The 18,507-nt window shown below is 67.3% G+C and carries 17 protein-coding genes; 1 reads left to right on the top strand and 16 read right to left on the bottom strand.

The genetic code is table 11. The features are described 5' to 3' along the window. Positions 1-39: 39 nt before the first annotated feature. The 12 genes from hutC to ABIC50_RS15275 form a co-directional block, all read right to left on the bottom strand. On the bottom strand, positions 40-795 hold the full coding sequence (gene hutC / locus ABIC50_RS15220) for a histidine utilization transcriptional repressor HutC (RefSeq protein ID WP_229064609.1): 756 nt from the start codon (positions 793-795) through the stop codon (positions 40-42). A 61-nt stretch (positions 796-856) separates the two neighbouring features. Beyond that, the gene (locus tag ABIC50_RS15225) at positions 857-2,350 is read right to left on the bottom strand and encodes an HAL/PAL/TAL family ammonia-lyase (RefSeq protein ID WP_354165061.1); all 1,494 of its coding nucleotides are present in this window, start codon (positions 2,348-2,350) and stop codon (positions 857-859) included. A gap of 7 nt (positions 2,351-2,357) precedes the next feature. After that, on the bottom strand, positions 2,358-3,149 hold the full coding sequence (locus ABIC50_RS15230) for an ABC transporter ATP-binding protein (RefSeq protein WP_011660730.1): 792 nt from the start codon (positions 3,147-3,149) through the stop codon (positions 2,358-2,360). Between the two features lie 28 nt (positions 3,150-3,177). Beyond that, entirely contained in the window at positions 3,178-3,924 is a 747-nt protein-coding gene (locus ABIC50_RS15235; protein ID WP_175664559.1) for an ABC transporter permease, read from the bottom strand. Positions 3,925-3,936: 12 nt separating this feature from the next. After that, positions 3,937-4,659, bottom strand: a complete 723-nt coding sequence (locus ABIC50_RS15240) for an ABC transporter permease (RefSeq protein WP_011660732.1) — start codon at positions 4,657-4,659, stop codon at positions 3,937-3,939. 92 nt (positions 4,660-4,751) lie between these two features. Next, on the bottom strand, positions 4,752-5,612 hold the full coding sequence (locus ABIC50_RS15245; RefSeq protein WP_041491764.1) for a transporter substrate-binding domain-containing protein: 861 nt from the start codon (positions 5,610-5,612) through the stop codon (positions 4,752-4,754). 340 nt (positions 5,613-5,952) lie between these two features. Then, positions 5,953-6,411 (bottom strand): pseudoazurin, encoded by a 459-nt coding sequence (locus ABIC50_RS15250; protein ID WP_354165064.1) that lies wholly within the window; start codon positions 6,409-6,411, stop codon positions 5,953-5,955. Between the two features lie 57 nt (positions 6,412-6,468). Further along, positions 6,469-8,640: a catalase/peroxidase HPI gene (gene katG / locus ABIC50_RS15255; RefSeq protein WP_354165284.1), complete on the bottom strand. Its 2,172-nt coding sequence runs from the start codon at positions 8,638-8,640 to the stop codon at positions 6,469-6,471. Between the two features lie 370 nt (positions 8,641-9,010). Further along, a complete protein-coding gene (locus ABIC50_RS15260; RefSeq protein ID WP_354165066.1) occupies positions 9,011-10,201 on the bottom strand; it encodes a M20 aminoacylase family protein in 1,191 nt (396 codons plus the stop codon). Between the two features lie 79 nt (positions 10,202-10,280). Next, positions 10,281-11,615 carry a DUF3100 domain-containing protein gene (locus ABIC50_RS15265; RefSeq protein WP_354165068.1) on the bottom strand — a complete coding sequence of 445 codons (1,335 nt, stop codon included), beginning with the start codon at positions 11,613-11,615 and terminating at the stop codon, positions 10,281-10,283. A 48-nt stretch (positions 11,616-11,663) separates the two neighbouring features. Next, entirely contained in the window at positions 11,664-13,181 is a 1,518-nt protein-coding gene (locus ABIC50_RS15270) for an aldehyde dehydrogenase family protein (RefSeq protein WP_354165071.1), read from the bottom strand. Between the two features lie 53 nt (positions 13,182-13,234). Beyond that, the gene (locus tag ABIC50_RS15275; RefSeq protein ID WP_354165286.1) at positions 13,235-14,122 is read right to left on the bottom strand and encodes an NAD(P)-dependent oxidoreductase; all 888 of its coding nucleotides are present in this window, start codon (positions 14,120-14,122) and stop codon (positions 13,235-13,237) included. A 128-nt stretch (positions 14,123-14,250) separates the two neighbouring features. Between ABIC50_RS15275 and ABIC50_RS15280 the strand changes: the two genes are divergently transcribed. Then, positions 14,251-15,159: a LysR family transcriptional regulator gene (locus tag ABIC50_RS15280; protein WP_006753468.1), complete on the top strand. Its 909-nt coding sequence runs from the start codon at positions 14,251-14,253 to the stop codon at positions 15,157-15,159. 119 nt (positions 15,160-15,278) lie between these two features. Here the strand turns inward: ABIC50_RS15280 and ABIC50_RS15285 are convergent, their stop codons facing one another. The 4 genes from ABIC50_RS15285 to sctN all read right to left on the bottom strand — a co-directional run bounded on the left by ABIC50_RS15285 (position 15,279) and on the right by sctN (position 18,486). Beyond that, a complete protein-coding gene (locus ABIC50_RS15285) occupies positions 15,279-15,668 on the bottom strand; it encodes an HrpB1 family type III secretion system apparatus protein (RefSeq protein ID WP_175704419.1) in 390 nt (129 codons plus the stop codon). 67 nt (positions 15,669-15,735) lie between these two features. Next, positions 15,736-16,542, bottom strand: a complete 807-nt coding sequence (gene sctT, locus ABIC50_RS15290; RefSeq protein WP_175792679.1) for a type III secretion system export apparatus subunit SctT — start codon at positions 16,540-16,542, stop codon at positions 15,736-15,738. 51 nt (positions 16,543-16,593) lie between these two features. Next, positions 16,594-17,079 (bottom strand): type III secretion system protein, encoded by a 486-nt coding sequence (locus tag ABIC50_RS15295; RefSeq protein ID WP_354165074.1) that lies wholly within the window; start codon positions 17,077-17,079, stop codon positions 16,594-16,596. 15 nt (positions 17,080-17,094) lie between these two features. Next, positions 17,095-18,486: a type III secretion system ATPase SctN gene (gene sctN / locus ABIC50_RS15300; protein WP_354165077.1), complete on the bottom strand. Its 1,392-nt coding sequence runs from the start codon at positions 18,484-18,486 to the stop codon at positions 17,095-17,097. Positions 18,487-18,507: the final 21 nt, after the last annotated feature.

Genomic DNA, 18,507 nt, shown 5'->3' on the forward strand with positions numbered 1-18,507 from the left:
TCTCCGCGGGTATTCAGGGCCAACCGGCACCAGTTAACCCTACATCTTCCCCGCCAGATGGAACCGCGACGCCGGATGCCACAGCCTCACCGACGTGGCGACCTGCTCGCCGACCCACGTGCGGCGCCGCAATAGCAGACACGGTTCGCCGATCTCCATGACGAGATGCCGACGCACCTGCGCATTCGGCTTCTCCGCGTAGATCCGGAACTCCGCGCGCTGGATCGGCGCGAGCCGCACCATGTAGTGATTCGGCGTCTCGAGCGTGAAATCCTGCTCCAGGTAGTCCGGAAACAAGGCCGGGTTCACGTAGCGATCCTCGAACTGGATCGGCTCGTCCTCCTCGTAATGCACGATGCGCGAATGAAACACGGGCCCCGTGCGAAGCGCCAGCGCCTCGATCGCCTCCGGCTCGACGCTGCGCTCGAGCAGCAACACGCGCGCGCTGTGCCGATGACCGCGTTCCGCAATCTCGTCCGCGATGTTGCGGATCTCCAGCACCGTCGATTCGTAATGCCGGCGCTCGACGAACGTGCCGGCGCCCTGGATGCGCGTCAGCACGCGCTCGGTGGTCAGCTCGCGCAGCGCGCGCGACACCGTCATCCGTGCGACGCCGAACTCCTTGACCAGCTCGGCCTCGGTCGGAATCGCGCCGCCCGGCTTCCAGTCGCCCTTCGCGATCCGCTCGACGACGTAGCGCTTGATCTGCTGGTACGCCGGCAGCGCGCGTGCCGGCACGTCGTCGCCCGACGTGCCCGTCCGGCGCGCCGGTGTATATCGTTCCGTTTCGTTCATGCGCCCTCGACCGATTGAAGGTTGGATGCCCCGCCGCCCATCGCCCGTTACCCTCGCACCGCTACAGCACGGACGGCGGCACGCCCGCGACGATCCCGGCCGCGATCGCGATGTCGTCGGCAAGCGGCCGGTCGTCGTGATACGCGGGCACACGTTCGCGCAACTGCCGCCACAGCGCATCGGTCGACGCGGCACGCGCCGCGCCGCTCGCCTGCAAATCGTAGGCCTGCGCGGCGGCCAGCAGCTCGATCGCGAGCACGCGCGTCGTATTCTCGATGATGTCGAGCGCCTTCAGCGCGGCAGGCGTCGCGTGGCACAGATGATCTTCCTGCAGCCCCGACGTAATGCCGCCGTCGAGGCTCGCCGGTGCCGCGAGCCGCTGATTCTGCGCGACGAGCGCGACCGCCGTGTACTGCGCGATCATGAAGCCCGAACACGTGCCGCCGGGCGCCGCGAGAAACGCCGGCAGCCCGCTCACGAGCGGATTGACGAGACGGTCCAGACGCCGCTCGGCGATGGCCGCCACCTGCGCCATCGCGGCCGCGAGGCTGTCCATCGCAAGCGCGATGCCCGCGCCGACCGCATGCGCCTGCGAATGAACGACCGGTGCGTCGCGCGTACCGGCGACGATCGGATTGTCGGTGACGGACGCGAGCTCCCGGTCGACGACTTCGGCCGTCACCGCGAACACGTCGCGCGCCGCGCCGTGCACGTGCGGAATCGTGCGCAGGCTGAGCGGATCCTGCGTATGCCGCCCGCTCGCCGCGCCGAGCATCGGGCTGTCGGCGAGCATTGCCCGCAGGCGCGCGCCGACGTGCCCGATGCCGGGCGAAATCCGCAGCGCGAGCGACGCCGGGTCGAACGCGGCGAGCTGCCCGCCGAGATTCTCGAAGCTCGCCGCCGCGATCCAGTCGGCCCAGTCGAGCAGCCGCTCCGCGCGAGCCAGCGCGAACGCGGCGAGCCCCGTCACGCACGGCGTGCCGTTGACCAGGCTCAGCCCTTCTTTCGCGCCGAGCGCGAGCGGTTCGCGACCGATGCGGCGCAGTGCCTCGTCGCCGCGTATGCGCTCGCCGCGATGGCGCGCATGACCCTGCCCGATGCAGACGAGCGCGACATGCGCCATGTGGGTCAGGTAGCCGACCGAGCCGTGCGCCGGCACCTCGGGCAGGCAATCGTGTTCGAGCAGCGCGACGAGCTGTTCGACGACGTCGGCACGCACGCCCGAATGCCCATGCGCGAAGTTGTTGATCGCCGCCGCGATGATCGCGCGCGTTTCGGGCGCGCCGAGCGGCATGCCGACGCCGACCGCGTGGCTCATCAGGATATTGCGCGACAGCGTGCTCTGCTGGGCCGGCGACACGATCACGTCGCACAGCGCGCCGACGCCGGTATTGACGCCGTACGCGCGAATCCCGCGCGCGACGATCTCGTCGACGAGCTCGCGCGCCGCGGCGATCCGCCCGCGCGCATCGTCGGTCAACGCCAGCGGTTCGCCGGCCGCGACGGCCGCAATGTGCCGCCAGTCGAGCGGCCGTGCAGAACGGAATACGGTCATGACGTCCTCAGTTCGCGGCGCGGTCGTGATGGCTCGACACGAACTGGCGGAAGCGCTCCGAACACTGGCCGCCGAACAGCGCGTCGGGCGGCCCGTCCGAATCGACCTCGCCCTGATGCAGGAACATCACGCGATTCGACACGTGCCGCGCGAAGCCCATTTCGTGCGTGACGACCAGCATGGTGCGCCCTTCCTCCGCGAGCGAGCGCATCACGCGCAGCACTTCGCCGACCAGCTCCGGGTCGAGCGCCGACGTCGGTTCGTCGAACAGCATCACCTTCGGATGCATCGCGAGCGCCCGGGCGATCGCGACGCGCTGCTGCTGGCCGCCCGACAGGTGCGCCGGATAGTAGCCGCGCTTGTCCGCGAGGCCGACGCGCGCGAGCAGCGCCTCGGCTTCCTCGACCGCTTCCGCGCGGCTGCGCTTGAGCACGCGCAGCGGCCCTTCGACGAGATTGTCGAGCACCGTCATGTGCGACCACAGGTTGAAGTTCTGGAACACCATCCCGAGCTGCGAGCGGATGCGATCGACCTGCCGCCGGTCGCCCGGTTGCAGCTTGCCGTCGCGTGCGCGCTTCATCTTCAGTTCCTCGCCGGCAAGCGCGACGGAGCCGTCGTCGGGCGTTTCGAGCAGGTTCAGGCAGCGCAGGAAGGTGCTCTTGCCCGAGCCGCTCGCGCCGAGGATCGAGATGACGTCGCCCTCGTGCGCGTCGAGCGAGATACCCTTCAGCACGTGATGATCGCCAAACGACTTGTGGATGTTCTTGACCGACAGCGCAACGGGAGCAGCGGTGTTCATCGGATTCTCCGGGAAAGGACGGGGATGCTCAGGACGCAACGCGCCGGGGATTGCGTGCCGCCGCGGCGGGCGCACCGGATGGCTTCGGCGCACGCAGGTGGCCGGAGAGTCGCCATTCGAGCGCGCCGAGCAGGCGCACGACGATGAAGTTCAGGCCCAGGTAGATCAGCGCCGCGCACACGAACACCTCGGTCGTCCGGTAGGTCTGCTGGATGATCTGCTGCGCGACGCCCGTCACCTCCCACACGGTCACGAGGCTCGCGAGCGCGGTCGACTTGACCAGCAGCACGGCTTCGGTGGAATACGCGGGCAGGCACTGGCGCAACGCGATCGGGCCGATCACGCGGCGCAGCAGCGCGAAGCCCGACAGGCCGATCGAATAACCGGCCTCGATCTGCCCGACCGGCACGGCCATCAGCCCGCCACGCAGGATCTCGGCCGTGTAGCCTGCCGTGCACAACGCGAGCGACAGCACCGCGCACACATAGGGCTCGCGCAGCAGCGGCCAGACGAAGCTTTCGCGGATCACGCCGAACTGGCCGAGCCCGTAGTACACGAGGAACATCTGGATCAGCAGCGGCGAGCCGCGAAACACGAGAATGTACGCGCGCGCGAAGCGGTTCGGCAGCCAGTGCGGCGACACGCGCATCGTGACGATCACGAGCGACAGCAGGCCGCCGAGCACGAGCGACGCGAAGAACAGGCCCAGCGTGGTCGGCACGGCCGCGAGCAGCTGGCCCAGCGTGCCGAGGAGAAAATCGAAATCGAATGTCATGCGTGCTCTCCGTCAGTTGCGCGCGAAATTGCGGCGGAACGAGCGGCCGACGATCGCTTCGGCCCGGTTGAACACGCGGTTCGACAGGCCCGTCATCACCAGGTACAGCGCGCCGCCCGCGACGAAGAACACGAAGTACTGATGCGTCGAGCTCGCCGCGATCTGGCTCGTGCGCAGCAGCTCCGCGAGGCCGGTGACCGAGATCAGCGCCGAATCCTTCAGGCTCAGTTGCCACACGTTGCCGATGCCGGGCAGCGCGAAACGCAGCACCTGCGGCACCAGGATGCGGCGCAGCACCATTGCGCGCGGCATGCCGATCGCGCGCGCCGCTTCGAGCTCGCCCTTCGACACCGCGAGCACCGCCGCGCGATACACCTCGGCCTGGTAGGCGCCCGAGATCATCCCGACGGCGAGTGCGCCGATCACGAACGGCGGCACCCCGATGAAGCCTTCCGCGCCGAACCACTGGCCGACGGTCGTGACGAGCGTCGAGCCGCCGAAGTAGAACAGATAGATGACGAGCAGTTCGGGCACGCCGCGAAACACCGTCGTGTACAGGTCGCCGAGCAGGCGGGCGCTGCGGTGGCGCGACAGCTTGGCCGCCGCGATCGCCGCGCCGATCACGGCGCCGACCGCGAGCGCGGCAAGCGTCAGCGCGACCGTCATCAGCGCGGCGAGCAACAGCACGCCGCCCCAGCCCTCGGTACCGAAGCCGAGCATTTCAAGAATCGCCATGCGTGCCTCCCGGCAAGTGTTGGATGAATCCGCAGGATGCGTGCCGCCGCGTGTCGGTCGAGCCGCTCACGCGGCGGCGGCCGGCCACGCGCTTACGGCGTGACGTCGGTCTTGAACCACTTGTCGGCGAGTTTCTTCACGGTGCCGTCCGCGAGCGCCGCGCCGATCGCCGTATCGAACTTCGTCTTCAGATCGGCGTCCTGCTTGCGGAACGCGAGCCCTTCACCCGGGCCCCAGATCGGTCCGCCGAGCTTCGGCCCCGCGAGCACGATCGACGCGTTGTCCTTCTTCGTGTTGTTCGCCGCGTAGTACGTGACGTCGTCGAACGACGCGTCGATGCGGCCCGCGACGAGGTCGAGATCGCGTTCCGGCGAGGTCTTGTACACGCGGATCGACGCGATGTCCTTGAAGCTGTCGTTGATGAACTTCGTATAGACGGTGCCCGACTGGATGCCGATCGTCTTGCCCTTGAGCTGCTTGCGCAGCGTGTCGACGGTCGGCTTGTCGGCATTCGCGTCGCCGGTCAGCTTGACCATCGGCGCGCCGGGCGCGGCCTTCGGCAGGATCTTGGTATCGGTGACGGCGAAGGTCGCCGGCGTGGCCGCATACGGGCGCGAGAACAGCAGGATCTTCTCGCGCTCCGGCGTGATCGAGATCGCATCCATCAGGACATCGAACTTGCCGGCCTGCAGACCGGGAATCATCCCGTCCCAGTCCTGCGCGACCATATTGCACTGCACCTTGATGCGCTCGCACACGTTGGCGAGCAGTTCCGGTTCGAAACCGCCCAGCTTGCCGCCCGGCAGCGTGAGGTTCCACGGTGCGTAGCCGCCTTCGAGCGCGACCGTCACCGTCTTCCATTCCTTTGCCTGCACCGGTGCGGCGAGCGTTGCCGCCGCGGCCGCGATGGCGCCGATCGTCCTGATTGCCCACTTGATGCGCTTGCCGTTCACGAGAGTTTCTCCTTGCGTTGAAGTTCGCCATCCCTTCGGTGCAGCAAGCCGCCTCAGGAATTTGTCTATACAAGCATGCAAGAAGAAAAACAGCGAGACAAGCAGCGATCAAAAAAAACTGCGTAAACGCGGGAAATCCCCTAATTTCAGGGCTCTGACGTGCGTCATCGAGGGGAATCCGGGCACGGATTTGGTGCAATTCCGGCGATCCAATCGCCAGGATGACTAGACAAATTTTGAATTCGATCGGGAGCGGGGCTGGGACTCGGCGCGGACGGCCATCACAATTCATCTGACGATGAATCACGTCCGTGCCGATCCAGCCCCGGGGCGGCGGGCGCTACTTCTGCGTGGTTTGCTCGCGGTCCAGCGCCGCAAAGAGCTGATCGAAACGCGCTTTTGCATCGCGCGGTTGTGCAACGCTTCGGGCCGCGGCTTCGTTCGTCGGCCGTCCGACCACGATCAAGCCGACCATGCCCAACATGTGATGAGGGAGACAGCGATAGCCATAAACACCGGGCGTATCGAACTTCACGGTCAGGTCTTCGCTGATCTTTCCGGCAAACGACCCGGCCCCGTCCGGCGCCATCCCGGGAATGCTTTCGACGCTATGACCGCTGTCGGCCGCCACAAAATGGACGCTATCGCCCGCGTTGATATGGACGAGGGCCGGCTCGAACCCGCGCTGGCCGTCCGACGCCTGATTCAGCATCCTGACTTCGATTTCAGCCGCGTAAGCACCGAGCGACCACAGCACTCCCATCCCGACGATCAACCACGTCAATCCAGATTTCTTCATTTCGTTCTCCGACGGATTGGCCGCGGGATCGCTCCCCCGGCCAACCCGATCACGGTATCAGCTGCGCTTCAGATCGAAGCGATCGAGGTTCATCACTTTCGTCCACGCTTGGACAAAGTCGCGCACGAACTTCTCGTGCGCATCGTCCGACGCATAGACTTCGGCAACGGCCCGCAGCTCCGAACTGGAACCGAACACCAGATCGACCGGGCTTGCCGTCCACTTGAGCGCGCCCGTCTTGCGGTCACGCCCTTCGTAAGTCCCGTCTGCACTGGAGGACTTCGTCCATTGGGTCGACATGTCGAGCAGATTCACGAAGAAGTCGTTGCTCAGCGTGCCGGGACGATTGGTCAGGACACCGAGCCTTGAATGGCCCGCATTGGCGTCCAGCGCACGCAGCCCGCCCACGAGAACGGTCATCTCCGGAACGGTGAGATCCAGCTTGCTCGCGCGGTCGACCATCAACTCGGCCGGCGACCGCTCATTGCTCTTCTGATAGAAGTTGCGGAACCCGTCGGCGGTCGGCTCGAGAACGGCGAAGGAAGCGACATCGGTCTGCGCCTGCGTCGCATCGACGCGTCCCGGCGAGAATGGCACCTTGACGTCGTAGCCGGCCTTGCGGGCCGCATCCTCGACGGCCGCGCTGCCGCCCAGCACGATCAGGTCGGCCAGCGACACCTGCTTGCCATCCGTTCTGTTCCTGTTGAAGCCGGACTGAATGCCTTCCAGCGACTTCAGCACTTTCGACAGGCTCGCCGGGTCATTCACCGCCCAGGCGTTTTCCGGCGCGAGGCGAATGCGCGCGCCATTCGCGCCGCCTCGATAGTCGGTGGCGCGGAACGAGGCCGCGGAGGCCCACGCGGTCTTGATCAGTTCCGACTTCGGCACCCCCGATGCGAGGATCCTGCGCTTCAGCTCCGCGATATCGGCGTCGCCGATCATCTGGTAACCGGCAACGGGCAACGGATCCTGCCAGATCAGATCGACCTTGGGCACATCCTTGCCCAGATAGCGCGCCTTCGGGCCGAGATCCCGGTGCGTCAGCTTGAACCACGCCTTGGCGAACGCCAGCTTGAATTCCTCGGGATGCGCGTGAAAGCGCTTGGCGATCGCGCTGTACGCGGGATCGACCTTCAACGCGATATCGGTCGTAAACATCATCAGCGGATGTCGCTTCGACGGATCGTGTGCGTCCGGCACGATGTCCTGCGCGTCCTTCGGCATCCACTGATGAGCGCCTGCCGGGCTCTTCGTCAGCACCCAATCGTGTTCGAGCAGATTGTCGAGATACTGCATCGTGAAGTGAACGGGGTCGACCGACCATGCGCCTTCAAGGCCGCTCGTGATCGTGTCGGCGCCCTTCCCGGTGCCGCACTTGTTCGCCCAGCCCAGGCCTTGCGCTTCGACGCCCGCGCCCGCCGGTGCCGCGCCCACGCATTTGTCGGGCGACGCCGCGCCATGGGCCTTGCCGAAGGTATGACCGCCCGCGATCAGCGCGAGGGTCTCCTCGTCATTCATCGCCATGCGGCCGAACGCGTCGCGAATGTCCTTTGCCGCGGCGACGGGATCGGGGTTGCCGTTCGGACCTTCCGGGTTCACGTAGATCAGCCCCATCTGGGTGGCCGCCAGCGGCTTCTCGAGCTTGCCGTTCTTGTCGCGGTTATCCGACATGAATTTCGTGCCGGCGCCCCAGTAAACCAGATCCGATTGCCAGTCGTCTTCCCGGCCGCCGCCAAAGCCGAAGGTTTGAAAACCCATGGATTCAAGCGCGACATTGCCGGTGAGGACCATCAAATCGCCCCACGAAATATTCTCGCCATATTTCTTCTTGATCGGCCACAACAAACGGCGCGCCTTGTCGAGATTGGCGTTATCCGGCCAACTGTTCAGCGGCTCGAATCGCTGCTGTGCGCCGCCGGCGCCGCCACGGCCATCGTACGTGCGATAGGTGCCCGCTCCGTGCCACGCCATCCGGATGAAGAACGGTCCATAGTTGCCGTAGTCTGCCGGCCACCAGTCCTGCGACGTCGTCAGGGTCGCGCGGATATCCTTCTTCACGGCCTCGATATCGAGCTTGTCGAATGCCTGCGCATAGTCGAAATCCTTTCCGTACGGATTCGACTCGACGTCGTGCTGGCGCAGCGGTGAAAGATCGAGCCGCTCCGGCCACCAGAAGTCATTCGTGCGCGGCGCACCGTCGGCCCACGCGGCAACGGTGCCGGCGCTCATTGCGATGATGGCGAGCGCGGCCACGACCGATTTTCCGATACGTTTTTTCTGCATATTGACCCCTCCGTAATTGGGCGTAATGTTGGAATGCCGGAGGATTGTGGTCTTTGATGGAATTCGTCGGCCAATCGGTAGTTTTTATTCTTCCGATTAATGCGGACTATGGGCGCGATTCGGAGGCCGCAGGTTCAGATGGCACCGGGCGCGAACGAAGGCGCTCACACAGAATGCGAACCGTCCGCGGTGAGCATGTAGCCGGAGCTACCGTGTCAGACCGCGCGAGCCTCGCGTAGACAGAAATAAAGTTGTCGCCGTTTGCGAAATGAAGATGTCACTTCGCCGAGCGCCATTAACCGCCCGAAGGGAACATTCAGCACCCCAGAAACCGCTCCGCCAACCTCACGAAATAACTCGCCCCCACCGGCAGCAACGCATCGTTGAAGTCGTAACTGGCGTTATGCAGCAGGCAAGGGCCGCCGCCATGCCCATGCACGCGATGATCGCCCACCCCGTTCCCGAGGAACGCATAACACCCCGGCTTCTCGCGCAGCATGAACGAAAAATCCTCCGCCGCCATGGTCGGATCGACGGCGGCGTTCACATGCGCGTCGCCGACCAGCTCGCGCATCACCGCCACCGCCACCGCGGTCTGCTCGGCGTCGTTCACGGTGGCCGGATACTGGCGCTGGAAATCCACCTCGCTCTCGCAATCGAAGGCCGCGGCCGTCCCGGCCACCACAGCGCGCATGCGCGTCTCGATCAGGTCGAGCGCCGCATCGGAGAAGGTCCGCACCGTGCCGCCGAGCCACGCATCGGTCGGCACCACATTCATCGCCTCGCCCGCATGCACCTGCGTGACCGACAGCACCGCGCCGTCGATCGGATTTCGGTTGCGCGTGACGATCCCCTGCAGAGCACTCAGCACCTGCCCCGCCGCGAACACCGGATCGCGGCCCAGGTGCGGCATGGCCGCGTGGCAGCCGGCACCGCGCAAGTTGATCCGGAACAGGCTGGTCGATGCCATCAGCGGCCCCGGCCGCACCGCGAAATCGCCGGCCGCGATGCCGGGCCAGTTGTGCAGCCCGAACACGGCATCCACCGGGAAACGCTCGAACAGGCCGTCCTCGATCATCGCGCGCGCGCCGCCGCCCGCCTCCTCGGCCGGCTGGAAGAACAGCTGCACGGTGCCGTCGAACTCGCCATGCCGCGCGAGATGGCGCGCGGCCCCCAACAGCATGGTGGTGTGCCCGTCGTGGCCGCACGCATGCATCGCGCCGGGCACCGTCGAACGATGCGCGAAGGTGTTGGCCTCCTGCACGGGCAGCGCATCCATGTCGGCGCGCAGGCCGATCGCGCGCGCGCTGCCGCCGCGCTTCAAGGTGCCGACCACGCCGGTGCGGCCGACGCCGCGCGTGACGGCATAACCCCATTGCTCGAGCCGCTCGGCGACGAGTTCGGCGGTGCGGAACACGTCGTAGCCCACCTCGGGATGGGCATGGATATCGCGGCGTAGCGCCGTCAGTTCGTCGGCGTGAGCGACGATGGAATCGATCAGTTTCATGCGGATGGAAGCGCTCTTGTCGGTCGTCGCGGCACGGCGGCGGGCCAGCCCATGCCGCCCGCCGCCGTGCCGCGACGCATCAGATATGGAACAGCTGCGCCACCAGGGTCGCGCCGATGAAGGTGCCGGCATTGGCCACGAAGGACACCAGCACGATGCGCCAGCCAAGCCGCCGGAAGGCCGGAATGTCCTTGGCGATCGACAGCCCCGCGAACACCAGCATCGGCGTGGTCACCCCCAGGAAATCGTTGTGCGAGCTGAGCGCGGCGATCTGCGAAGCCCACGGGGACCACGGCGAGGTCAGGAACATCGCCACCACCGATACCCAGCAGACCGCCGGAATCCGCCGCCCCGTCACGCGCGCCAGCGCATCGCCGACGATCGTCGCGCACACCATGATCGCGATCCCCGGCAGTCCCACCAGCGGTGTGGTGCCGTGGGCGATCCAGTCGCACACCAGCGCCATCGCGGCCGTCACGATCCAGGCCAGCAGCTTGCCGCCGTAGCCGAGCGCGGGCGCGTCGGTCCGCACGTCGCCCAGCGACGGGCTGGCGACTTCGGGCTGCGCCGATGCCTTGGTGGTGCGGCCGATCAGCGGCTCCAGCACGCGATAGCCCCAGACCGCGAGCGGCAGCGAGATGAACAGCGTGAAGTAGGTACCGATGGTGGTGGTGATCAGGTTGCTGGCCGCGGCGAAGGCGAGCACGGATTTCGCCGTCTCCGGGTCCTGCTGCGCGGCGATGGCGCCCGAGGCGGCCGCCATCATGCTGCCCGAGCCGACACCCGAGCCCATCGCCAGCGCGAGCGGATCGAAGATGCCGAGGCTGCTCACGAAACCCGCGAACACGGCGATGAACACCGCACCGAACACGGTGCCGGTCAGGTACTCGGCCAGCACGCCGCGGCCCTCGGCCGAATCCATGCCGTACTTCTCGCCGATGATCGCGAGGCTCGGCTCGCGGCCCACCGAGAAGGTCGCGCCGATCGCCTCGCGCTTGATGCCGAGCAGCAACGCGAGCGGCAGGCCGAGCAGGATGGTGCCGACGAAGTGGCCGAATTCCTGGAAGGCCAGCGCCCAGCCCGCCGACGCCAGCTTGGGCAGCGCGCTGCCCACCATCAGCCCGAGCTTGGAGACGAACAGCAGCAGCGCCGGCTGCAGGATCGCAGCCGCGAAGAACTGGTCGGGCACGCTCAGGCGCGCGCTGCTGTTCCAGCGCGCGCTGGCCAGCCCCACCGCGGCGCCGAGCAGCAGTGCCCAGATCATCGGCAGCAGCACGACCTTGCCCGGCCCGAGCTTGAACGTGAACGAGCCGATCCATTCGGCGACCAGCAGGATGCCGGCCGCGTAAAGCAGGACCTTGGCGGTGGCCGCGCCGCCAAGCTCGCGGCGCTCGATACCCAGTGCGTGTTCCATGACGAATCTCCCCTTGAAGCCCGGCTGCCGTCGAATGCGGGCCGGTGGTTACAGATAACCGAACGCGGTGGGCGGCGCTTCGGCCGTCTCGACCCACACGCTCTTGGTCTGCGTGTATTCGTACAGCGCCTCGACCCCGCTCGAGCGGCCGTAGCCGCTCATGCCGTAGCCGCCGAACGGCGAGGCCACGTTGATGGTCTTGTAGCCGTTGACCCAGAAGGTGCCGGCATTCACCTGCGCGGCCACGCGATGCGCGCGCGCCACGTCGGTGGTCCAGGCCGCGCCGGCCAGGCCGAAGTCGGTGTCGTTGGCGATCGCGATCGCCTCGTCCTCGGTGTCGAACGGGATGGCGGCCACCACCGGCCCGAAGATCTCGGTGCGCGCGACCTCCATCGCGTTCGACACGCCGGTCAGCACGGTCGGCGCCACGAAGTAGCCGCCGCGGCCCTCCCCGACGCGCTCGGCCGAGCCGCAGGCGAGCGTGGCGCCAGCCGCCACGCCGCGCGCGATCATCGACATCACGTGGTCGTACTGCTTGCGATTGTTGATCGGGCCCACCTCGGTCGCATCGTCGAGCGGCGCGCCGACGCGAATCTTCTTCGCCCCGGCAGCCACCATCGCGACGAATTCGTCGTAGACGGCGCGCTGCACCAGCAGACGCGAGCCGGCCACGCAGCTCTGGCCCGCGCCGGCGAAGATCGCCGCCTGGGCGGTCAGCGCGGCGCGCTTGAGGTCGGCGTCGGCAAACACGATATTGGCCGACTTGCCGCCCAGCTCCAGCACGCACGGCAGCACGCGGCGCGCGGCAGCCTCGGCGATGCGCGCGCCGGTGGCCGGCGAGCCGACGAACACCACCTTGCTCACCACGCGATGCGCGATCGCGGCCTGCCCGGCGGTGTGACCGAAGCCGGCCAGCACGTTGACCAGGCCGCGCGGCAATCCGGCCCGCTCGCCGAGTCGGGCGACCGCCAGCGAGGTGAAGGGCGTCAGCTCCGAGGGCTTGAGCAGCACGCCGTTGCCCATCGCCACCGCGGGCGCCACCTGCCAGCCGCAGGTGAACACCGGCGCGTTCCAGGGTGTGATCTGCAGCACCACGCCGGCCGGCTCGCGGCGCGTGTAGTTGAGGTGCGAGGTCGGCACCGGGATCACGCTGCCGTAGAACTTGTCGGTCCAGCCCGCGTAGTACTCGAACATCTCGGCGACCTTGCCCACCTCGCCCCGGCAGTCGCGGATCGGCTTGCCCGAGCCCAGCGCCTCCAGCCGCGCGATCGCCTCGCCCTCGGCGCGGATCGCGCGCGCCACCTCCTGCATCACGCGGCCGCGCGCGGCATGCGTGAGCGCCCACCATTCGCGCTGCGCGCGGCGCGCGCTTTCGGCGGCATGGTCGATCACGGCTGCGCCGGCGTCGCGATAGGCGAGCGTGGCCTCGCCCGTCGCCGCATCGTAAAGCTGGATCGTGTCGCCCTGGCCGGCGACGAGCTCGCCGTCGATATACGAGCCGATCGTGGCGGCGCCGGGGAAGAAATGCGCGAAGGCGGCGAGCAACTGGTCTGCGTGCTGGGTCATGTCAGGTTTCCGTATCGGTGGGTCGAGCGGGATCGTGGCGCGGGCTGCCGGCCTCAGGCGGGGTCGAGGAAGTCGACGATGCGGTTGAAGTCTTCGCCGTCGGCGACGGATACCTCGCTGGCGGCCCATACGCGCGCCGCCTCGCGCGCCACGGGAGCGACGCTGTCGAACTGGTCGAGCAACCCGAGCGCGAGCCGCACGTCCTTGCGCATCAGCTTCATGGTGAAACCGGAATCGAACTTGCCGTTGAAGATCCACGTCGGGTAGTTGGTCAGCGTCGCGCTGTTTCGGCCGGAGCCGCCGTTGAGCGCCTCGACCAGCTTTTCCGGATCGACGCCGGCCGCGCGCGCGGTGCGCACCGCCTCGCTGGCGGCCAGCAGGTGCACGCCGGTCAGCAGATTGTTGAGCAGCTTGGTGACGTGGCCGGCGCCCACCGGGCCCACATGCACGCGCTTCGCGCTGATCGCCGTGAGGATCGGCTCGATGGCCGCGATATCGCTGTCCGAGCCGCCCAGCACCATGGTCATGGTGGCGGTGGCCGCGCCCTTCGGGCCGCCGCTCACCGGGCCGTCGACGAAGCCGATGCCGCGCTCGGCCAGGGCCGCCGCCACGCGCCGCGTGCTGTCCGGATCGGCCGTGGTGGTGTCGATCACGATGCTGCCCGGTCTAGCGTTCTCGAGCACGCCGCCCGCGCCCAGCACCACCGCCTCGACCACCGCCGACGTCGGCAACGACAGCAGCAGCACGTCGGCATCGCGCGCGATTTCGGCCACCGAATCGCGCGCCGACAGCACCGCCTGCTCGGCCAGCGCGAGCGCCACGCCCGGCGCCGCGTCGTAGCCCAGCACCGTGTAGTCGCCGCGCCGCAGCGAACCTGCCATGCCGCGCCCCATGTTGCCCAGACCGATCACGCCCACCGTTTTCATCCGACGACTCCTGATAGCTGTTGGTTCGAGGCCGGCGCGCCAGCTTGGCGCCGCCTTGCATGGCTACGATGTTCGGTCCGGCGATCCGTATAATCAATCAACGCCAATATTGAGATTGTTCTCTTTTTTAGAACACCGGGATTATGAGCGACACCCTTACCGACAGCCGGATCGTCTATTTCTACGAGGCCGTGCGCTGCGGCACGATCCGCGCCGCGGCCGACTGGCTCGACGTGGCGCCCTCGGCCGTGAGCCGCCAGATCGGGTTGCTGGAGAAGGAGCTCGACGCCACCTTGGTGGAGCGCCACGCGCGCGGCGTGACGCCCACCGACGCTGGACGCTGCGTGATCGAGTATTTCCGCGAGCAGCTCGCGCATCGCGACGACCTGATCTCGCGCCTGCAGGAGCTGCGCGGGCTCAAGACCGGCCAGGTCAGCCTGGTGCTCGGCGAGGGTTTCGTCTCGGATCTACTGGCCGGGCCGATGCAGCAGTTCTGCCGGCAGTTCCCCGGGATCCGTGTCAACCTCGACGTGGGCAGCACCAACGACGTGATCCGCAAAATCTCGAACGACGAGGGCGAGATTGGCCTGGTCTACAACCCGCCCGCCGAGCCCAAGCTGGTGTCGCGCGCGTCGAAGCGGCAGCCGATGATGGCGATCGTCGGCCCCGACTTCCCGCGCCGCAGCCACAAGGTGCTGACGGTGCAGCAGCTCGCCACCTACCCGCTGGCGGCCACCCATCCGTCCTACGGCACGCGGCAGATGATGGAGGCCGTGGAATACGCCGAGCGCGTACGGCTCGCGCCGATCATCACCACCAATTCCTTCGCGATCCTGAAGGAATTCGTGAAATCGGGGCTCGGCATCTCGGTGATGCCGGCTTTCGCGGTGGCGGCCGAACTGCAGGCGAAGGAACTGTTCGCGATCGAGATCGCGCATCCGATCCTCGAGAACGCCGAGGCGCACATGGTCACGCGCGTGGGCCGCAAGCTCTCGGTGGCCGCCAACAAGATGCTGCAGATGATGACGGGGCAGATGCGGGCGTTCCGTTAGCGCCTCCTGTTCCTGCCGGCGACGCGAGGCCGGGCTGTCTCGCCAGCCTTCCCGGCGAAGCGTCACGTGCACGCGGGGTGCGCCGTCATGCACCCGCACTTCCATGATCGCCTTGCGTTTTACGGGCGCTCCACGACGGGCGCCGCAAGCAACGCGTGAGCGGTGCGCGTCGCCATGACATCGTCGGATCGGTAAGCCGCCGCATAGGCATAGGTGCGCCACGCCGCATCGCCAAGCGCATACAGGCAAACGGCCGCGAGCGCCATGCCGCGCGACGAAAGCACGCCGCCGCGCTCGACGCGGCGCAATTCGCTCAGCGCCTCGCCCCACGCACGCGCGCGCACATGCCACCACGCCAGCACCTCGCGCATCCCCCCGTTCCCGGGGCGCAGCACCGCCATGGCGTCGAGCAGGTCCAATACGTCGGACAACGTATCGAGCGCCGCACCGGCCCACAGCACGTGCATCATTCCCGTAGCGATCTGGTCGTCTTTCAACGTCTCGATCATATTCTTCTCCAAGCTGCTGCACGCAATGACCATCCGACGCGTGCACGCCGTGTCGGTGGCGCGCGCTTTATCTGCCGCCCGCGATCGCCCGTGCCTCGGCGGCCACGCCCACGAGCGAAAGCTGATCGCGCACCTGATCGATGAAGATGGCCGCCATCAGCGCAAGCATCAGAATCGTGAGCGCGCCTTTCACGGGCTGCGCGAGCGACGGCAGATCGAGCTTTTGCGATACCTTTCCCGTAAAGCCGAAGCCGATGTCGATCAACAGCAGCATCAGCATCATCGGCGTTGCCAGCTTCGCCACCGTTTCCATCAGCGAATCGGTCTTCGAAAGCACGAACGATTCGAGTACCGAGCCGCCCGCGGGCGCGAGGCTGCCGAGCGGCCACCAGGTGTACGACTCGTAAATCGCGCCGAGCAGAAACGTCATGCCGCCGAGACACCAGAACGCCGCAATCGCGAACTGGCTCAGGAGCGTCGACGTCAGCGACGTCTGCTGCCCCTGGCTCGGGTTCTGCATCTGCAGTTGATTGAAGCCGGTCAGATCGTCGACGTACGTGCCGACGCTTTCCGCGGCCCAGAACACCGTCGATGCCGCGAAGCCGAGTCCAACGCCGATCAGCGCCTCCTTCAAGCCGATACCGACGAGTATCGTCGCATCCCCCTGCTCGAGCAGGCCGCGCTGCCCGTATGCGACGAAGCTGCCCCACAGCAGCGCGAGCGCGGTGCGCACGCGGCCCTGCACGACGTTGTCGGACGTGGGCGGAAAGATCATCATCAGCACCATCAATCGCTCGCTGCAAAGGCCGAGCACGATCAGAAACCTGACCAGTTGGTGGCTCGATTCGATCGATGCAAAGGTGATGTCGCTCATGTCGGTCGTCTGTCGTTCAAAGGATGTTTGCCTGCGAGCAAGCTCGCTGCTTCAAAACGCCGGACTGGGCCGGCGGTTCTCCGATGTTTCCTCGTCCTGCGCGTCCTCGATCGCCAGCTCGATGGCCTTGACGAGCGCGTCGCGCCGCTTGCCGTAGATGTCGATGCGCGCGCGGTTGCGCAGAATGTCCGTGCGCATCGCGCCGATCTGCGCCTGCTTCGCCGCCAGCGCCTGCCCTGCCTGATCCGCCCGTGCTTCGAGCATCGCGTGCTGCTCGGCCGCATGCGAGCGGAATTCGCGCAGCTTCAGATACGCGTCCGCCCTGAACGAAGCGCCGCCGAGCATCGTGTCGATCTTGCCGTCGTGCGCAGCCAGCTCGGCCGCATGCGCGCGCACCGCCGCCCGGCACTCTTCCAATACGCCCGCGAGCGCCTGCAACTCGCCGCGCAAAGCGCCGAGCGCCGCATTGAGCTTGCGATCGAGCTGGCGGCGGCGCGAGAGCACGCGCTCGAACGCGGCAACGCGGCGGTCTTTCATCGCTCGCCTCCGGCATCAGGACTGGACGATTTCGCCCAGGGCCGCGAGTGTGTCGTCCGGATCGACGAGCAGATCGGTCGGCTGCCCGAGGAAATCCCGAATCGCGTCGATCTTTGCAATGGCTTCGTCGGCAAGCGCATCGGTGCCGCTCTGATACTCGCCCACCTGCAGCAGAAGTTCGACCTCCTTGTGCTTGGCCATCAGCCGCCGCACGTGCCCGGCCGCCGCCACGTGCTCGCGCGAAACGACCTGCGTCATCACGCGCGAGAGGCTGCCGAGCACGTCGATTGCCGGATAGCGGTTCTGTGCGGCGATCTCGCGCGACAGAATCATGTGGCCATCGAGAATCCCCCGCACTTCCTCGGCGATCGGGTCGCCGCCCGATTCGTCCTCGGCCAGCACCGTATAGAGCGCGGTGATCGAGCCGAGCGCCGAGCGGCCCGCACGCTCGAGCAGCCGCGGCAGCTCCGCGAAGATCGACGGCGGAAAGCCGCGCCGTGTCGGCGGCTCGCCCATCGCGAGGCCGATTTCGCGCTGCGCGCGCGCAAAGCGCGTCAACGAATCCATCATCAGCAGCACGCGCATGCCGCGGTCGCGGAAGTATTCGGCCACCGCCGTTGCCGCATAAGCGGCCTTCGCGCGCTCGATCGACGAGCGGTCCGAGGTGGCGCAGACCACCACGGAGCGGGCCATTCCGTCGGGCCCGAGAATGTGCTCGCAGAATTCGCGCACTTCACGGCCCCGCTCCCCGATCAGCGCGATGACGTTGACGTCGCAGCGCGCACCGCGCGCGAACATGCCCATCAACGTGCTCTTGCCGACGCCCGCCGGTGCGAAGATGCCCATGCGCTGCCCCTCGGCCAGCGTCATCATGCCGTCGACGACGCGCACGCCCGTGGGCATCGGTGTGTCGACGACGGGCCGCGACATCGGATCGGGCGGATCGGCGATCACCGGCTGCCACTCGTCGCATTCGAGCGGCCCCTTGCCGTCGATCGGCTCGCCGAGGCTGTCGATCACGCGGCCGAGCAGGCGAGGGCCGATGCGCAGCGAAAGCGGCCGCCGAAGCCCCACCACGCGCGTGGCCCGCGACACGCTGCCGAGCCGGCCGAACGGCGAAAGCAGCGCGACGTCGCGCGAGAATCCGACCACTTCCGCACGCTGCAGCAATGCGCCTTCGGGCGAGCGCAGCTCGCACAGCTCGCCGAGCGTCGCGTCGAGGCCCGATACGCGTACCAGCGTGCCGATCACTTCCTGCACCTTGCCGCATGCCGCGGGTTGCGCGCGGGCGCGCAGTTCACGCTCCATCGCATCCGCCAGCGCCGAAAAACCGCGCACGGCATGGTGTTGCGCTTCCGGCGTCCCGCTCGCTTTGCCGGTTCGGAGATCGTCCGCGCTGTCGATCATGGCGCTTCCTTCGTTGTCATG

It is taken from the genome of Burkholderia sp. 567, assembly GCF_040545115.1.
Taxonomy (GTDB): domain Bacteria; phylum Pseudomonadota; class Gammaproteobacteria; order Burkholderiales; family Burkholderiaceae; genus Burkholderia; species Burkholderia ambifaria.

Coding starts and splice junctions, on each gene's coding strand:
- hutC (WP_229064609.1), bottom strand. CDS start 795: ATGAACGAAACGGAACGATATACACCGGCGCGCCGGACGGGCACGTCG.
- ABIC50_RS15225 (WP_354165061.1), bottom strand. CDS start 2,350: ATGACCGTATTCCGTTCTGCACGGCCGCTCGACTGGCGGCACATTGCG.
- ABIC50_RS15230 (WP_011660730.1), bottom strand. CDS start 3,149: ATGAACACCGCTGCTCCCGTTGCGCTGTCGGTCAAGAACATCCACAAG.
- ABIC50_RS15235 (WP_175664559.1), bottom strand. CDS start 3,924: ATGACATTCGATTTCGATTTTCTCCTCGGCACGCTGGGCCAGCTGCTC.
- ABIC50_RS15240 (WP_011660732.1), bottom strand. CDS start 4,659: ATGGCGATTCTTGAAATGCTCGGCTTCGGTACCGAGGGCTGGGGCGGC.
- ABIC50_RS15250 (WP_354165064.1), bottom strand. CDS start 6,411: ATGAAGAAATCTGGATTGACGTGGTTGATCGTCGGGATGGGAGTGCTG.
- katG (WP_354165284.1), bottom strand. CDS start 8,640: ATGAGCGCCGGCACCGTTGCCGCGTGGGCCGACGGTGCGCCGCGCACG.
- ABIC50_RS15260 (WP_354165066.1), bottom strand. CDS start 10,201: ATGAAACTGATCGATTCCATCGTCGCTCACGCCGACGAACTGACGGCG.
- ABIC50_RS15265 (WP_354165068.1), bottom strand. CDS start 11,615: ATGGAACACGCACTGGGTATCGAGCGCCGCGAGCTTGGCGGCGCGGCC.
- ABIC50_RS15270 (WP_354165071.1), bottom strand. CDS start 13,181: ATGACCCAGCACGCAGACCAGTTGCTCGCCGCCTTCGCGCATTTCTTC.
- ABIC50_RS15280 (WP_006753468.1), top strand. CDS start 14,251: ATGAGCGACACCCTTACCGACAGCCGGATCGTCTATTTCTACGAGGCC.
- ABIC50_RS15285 (WP_175704419.1), bottom strand. CDS start 15,668: ATGATCGAGACGTTGAAAGACGACCAGATCGCTACGGGAATGATGCAC.
- sctT (WP_175792679.1), bottom strand. CDS start 16,542: ATGAGCGACATCACCTTTGCATCGATCGAATCGAGCCACCAACTGGTC.
- ABIC50_RS15295 (WP_354165074.1), bottom strand. CDS start 17,079: ATGAAAGACCGCCGCGTTGCCGCGTTCGAGCGCGTGCTCTCGCGCCGC.
- sctN (WP_354165077.1), bottom strand. CDS start 18,486: ATGATCGACAGCGCGGACGATCTCCGAACCGGCAAAGCGAGCGGGACG.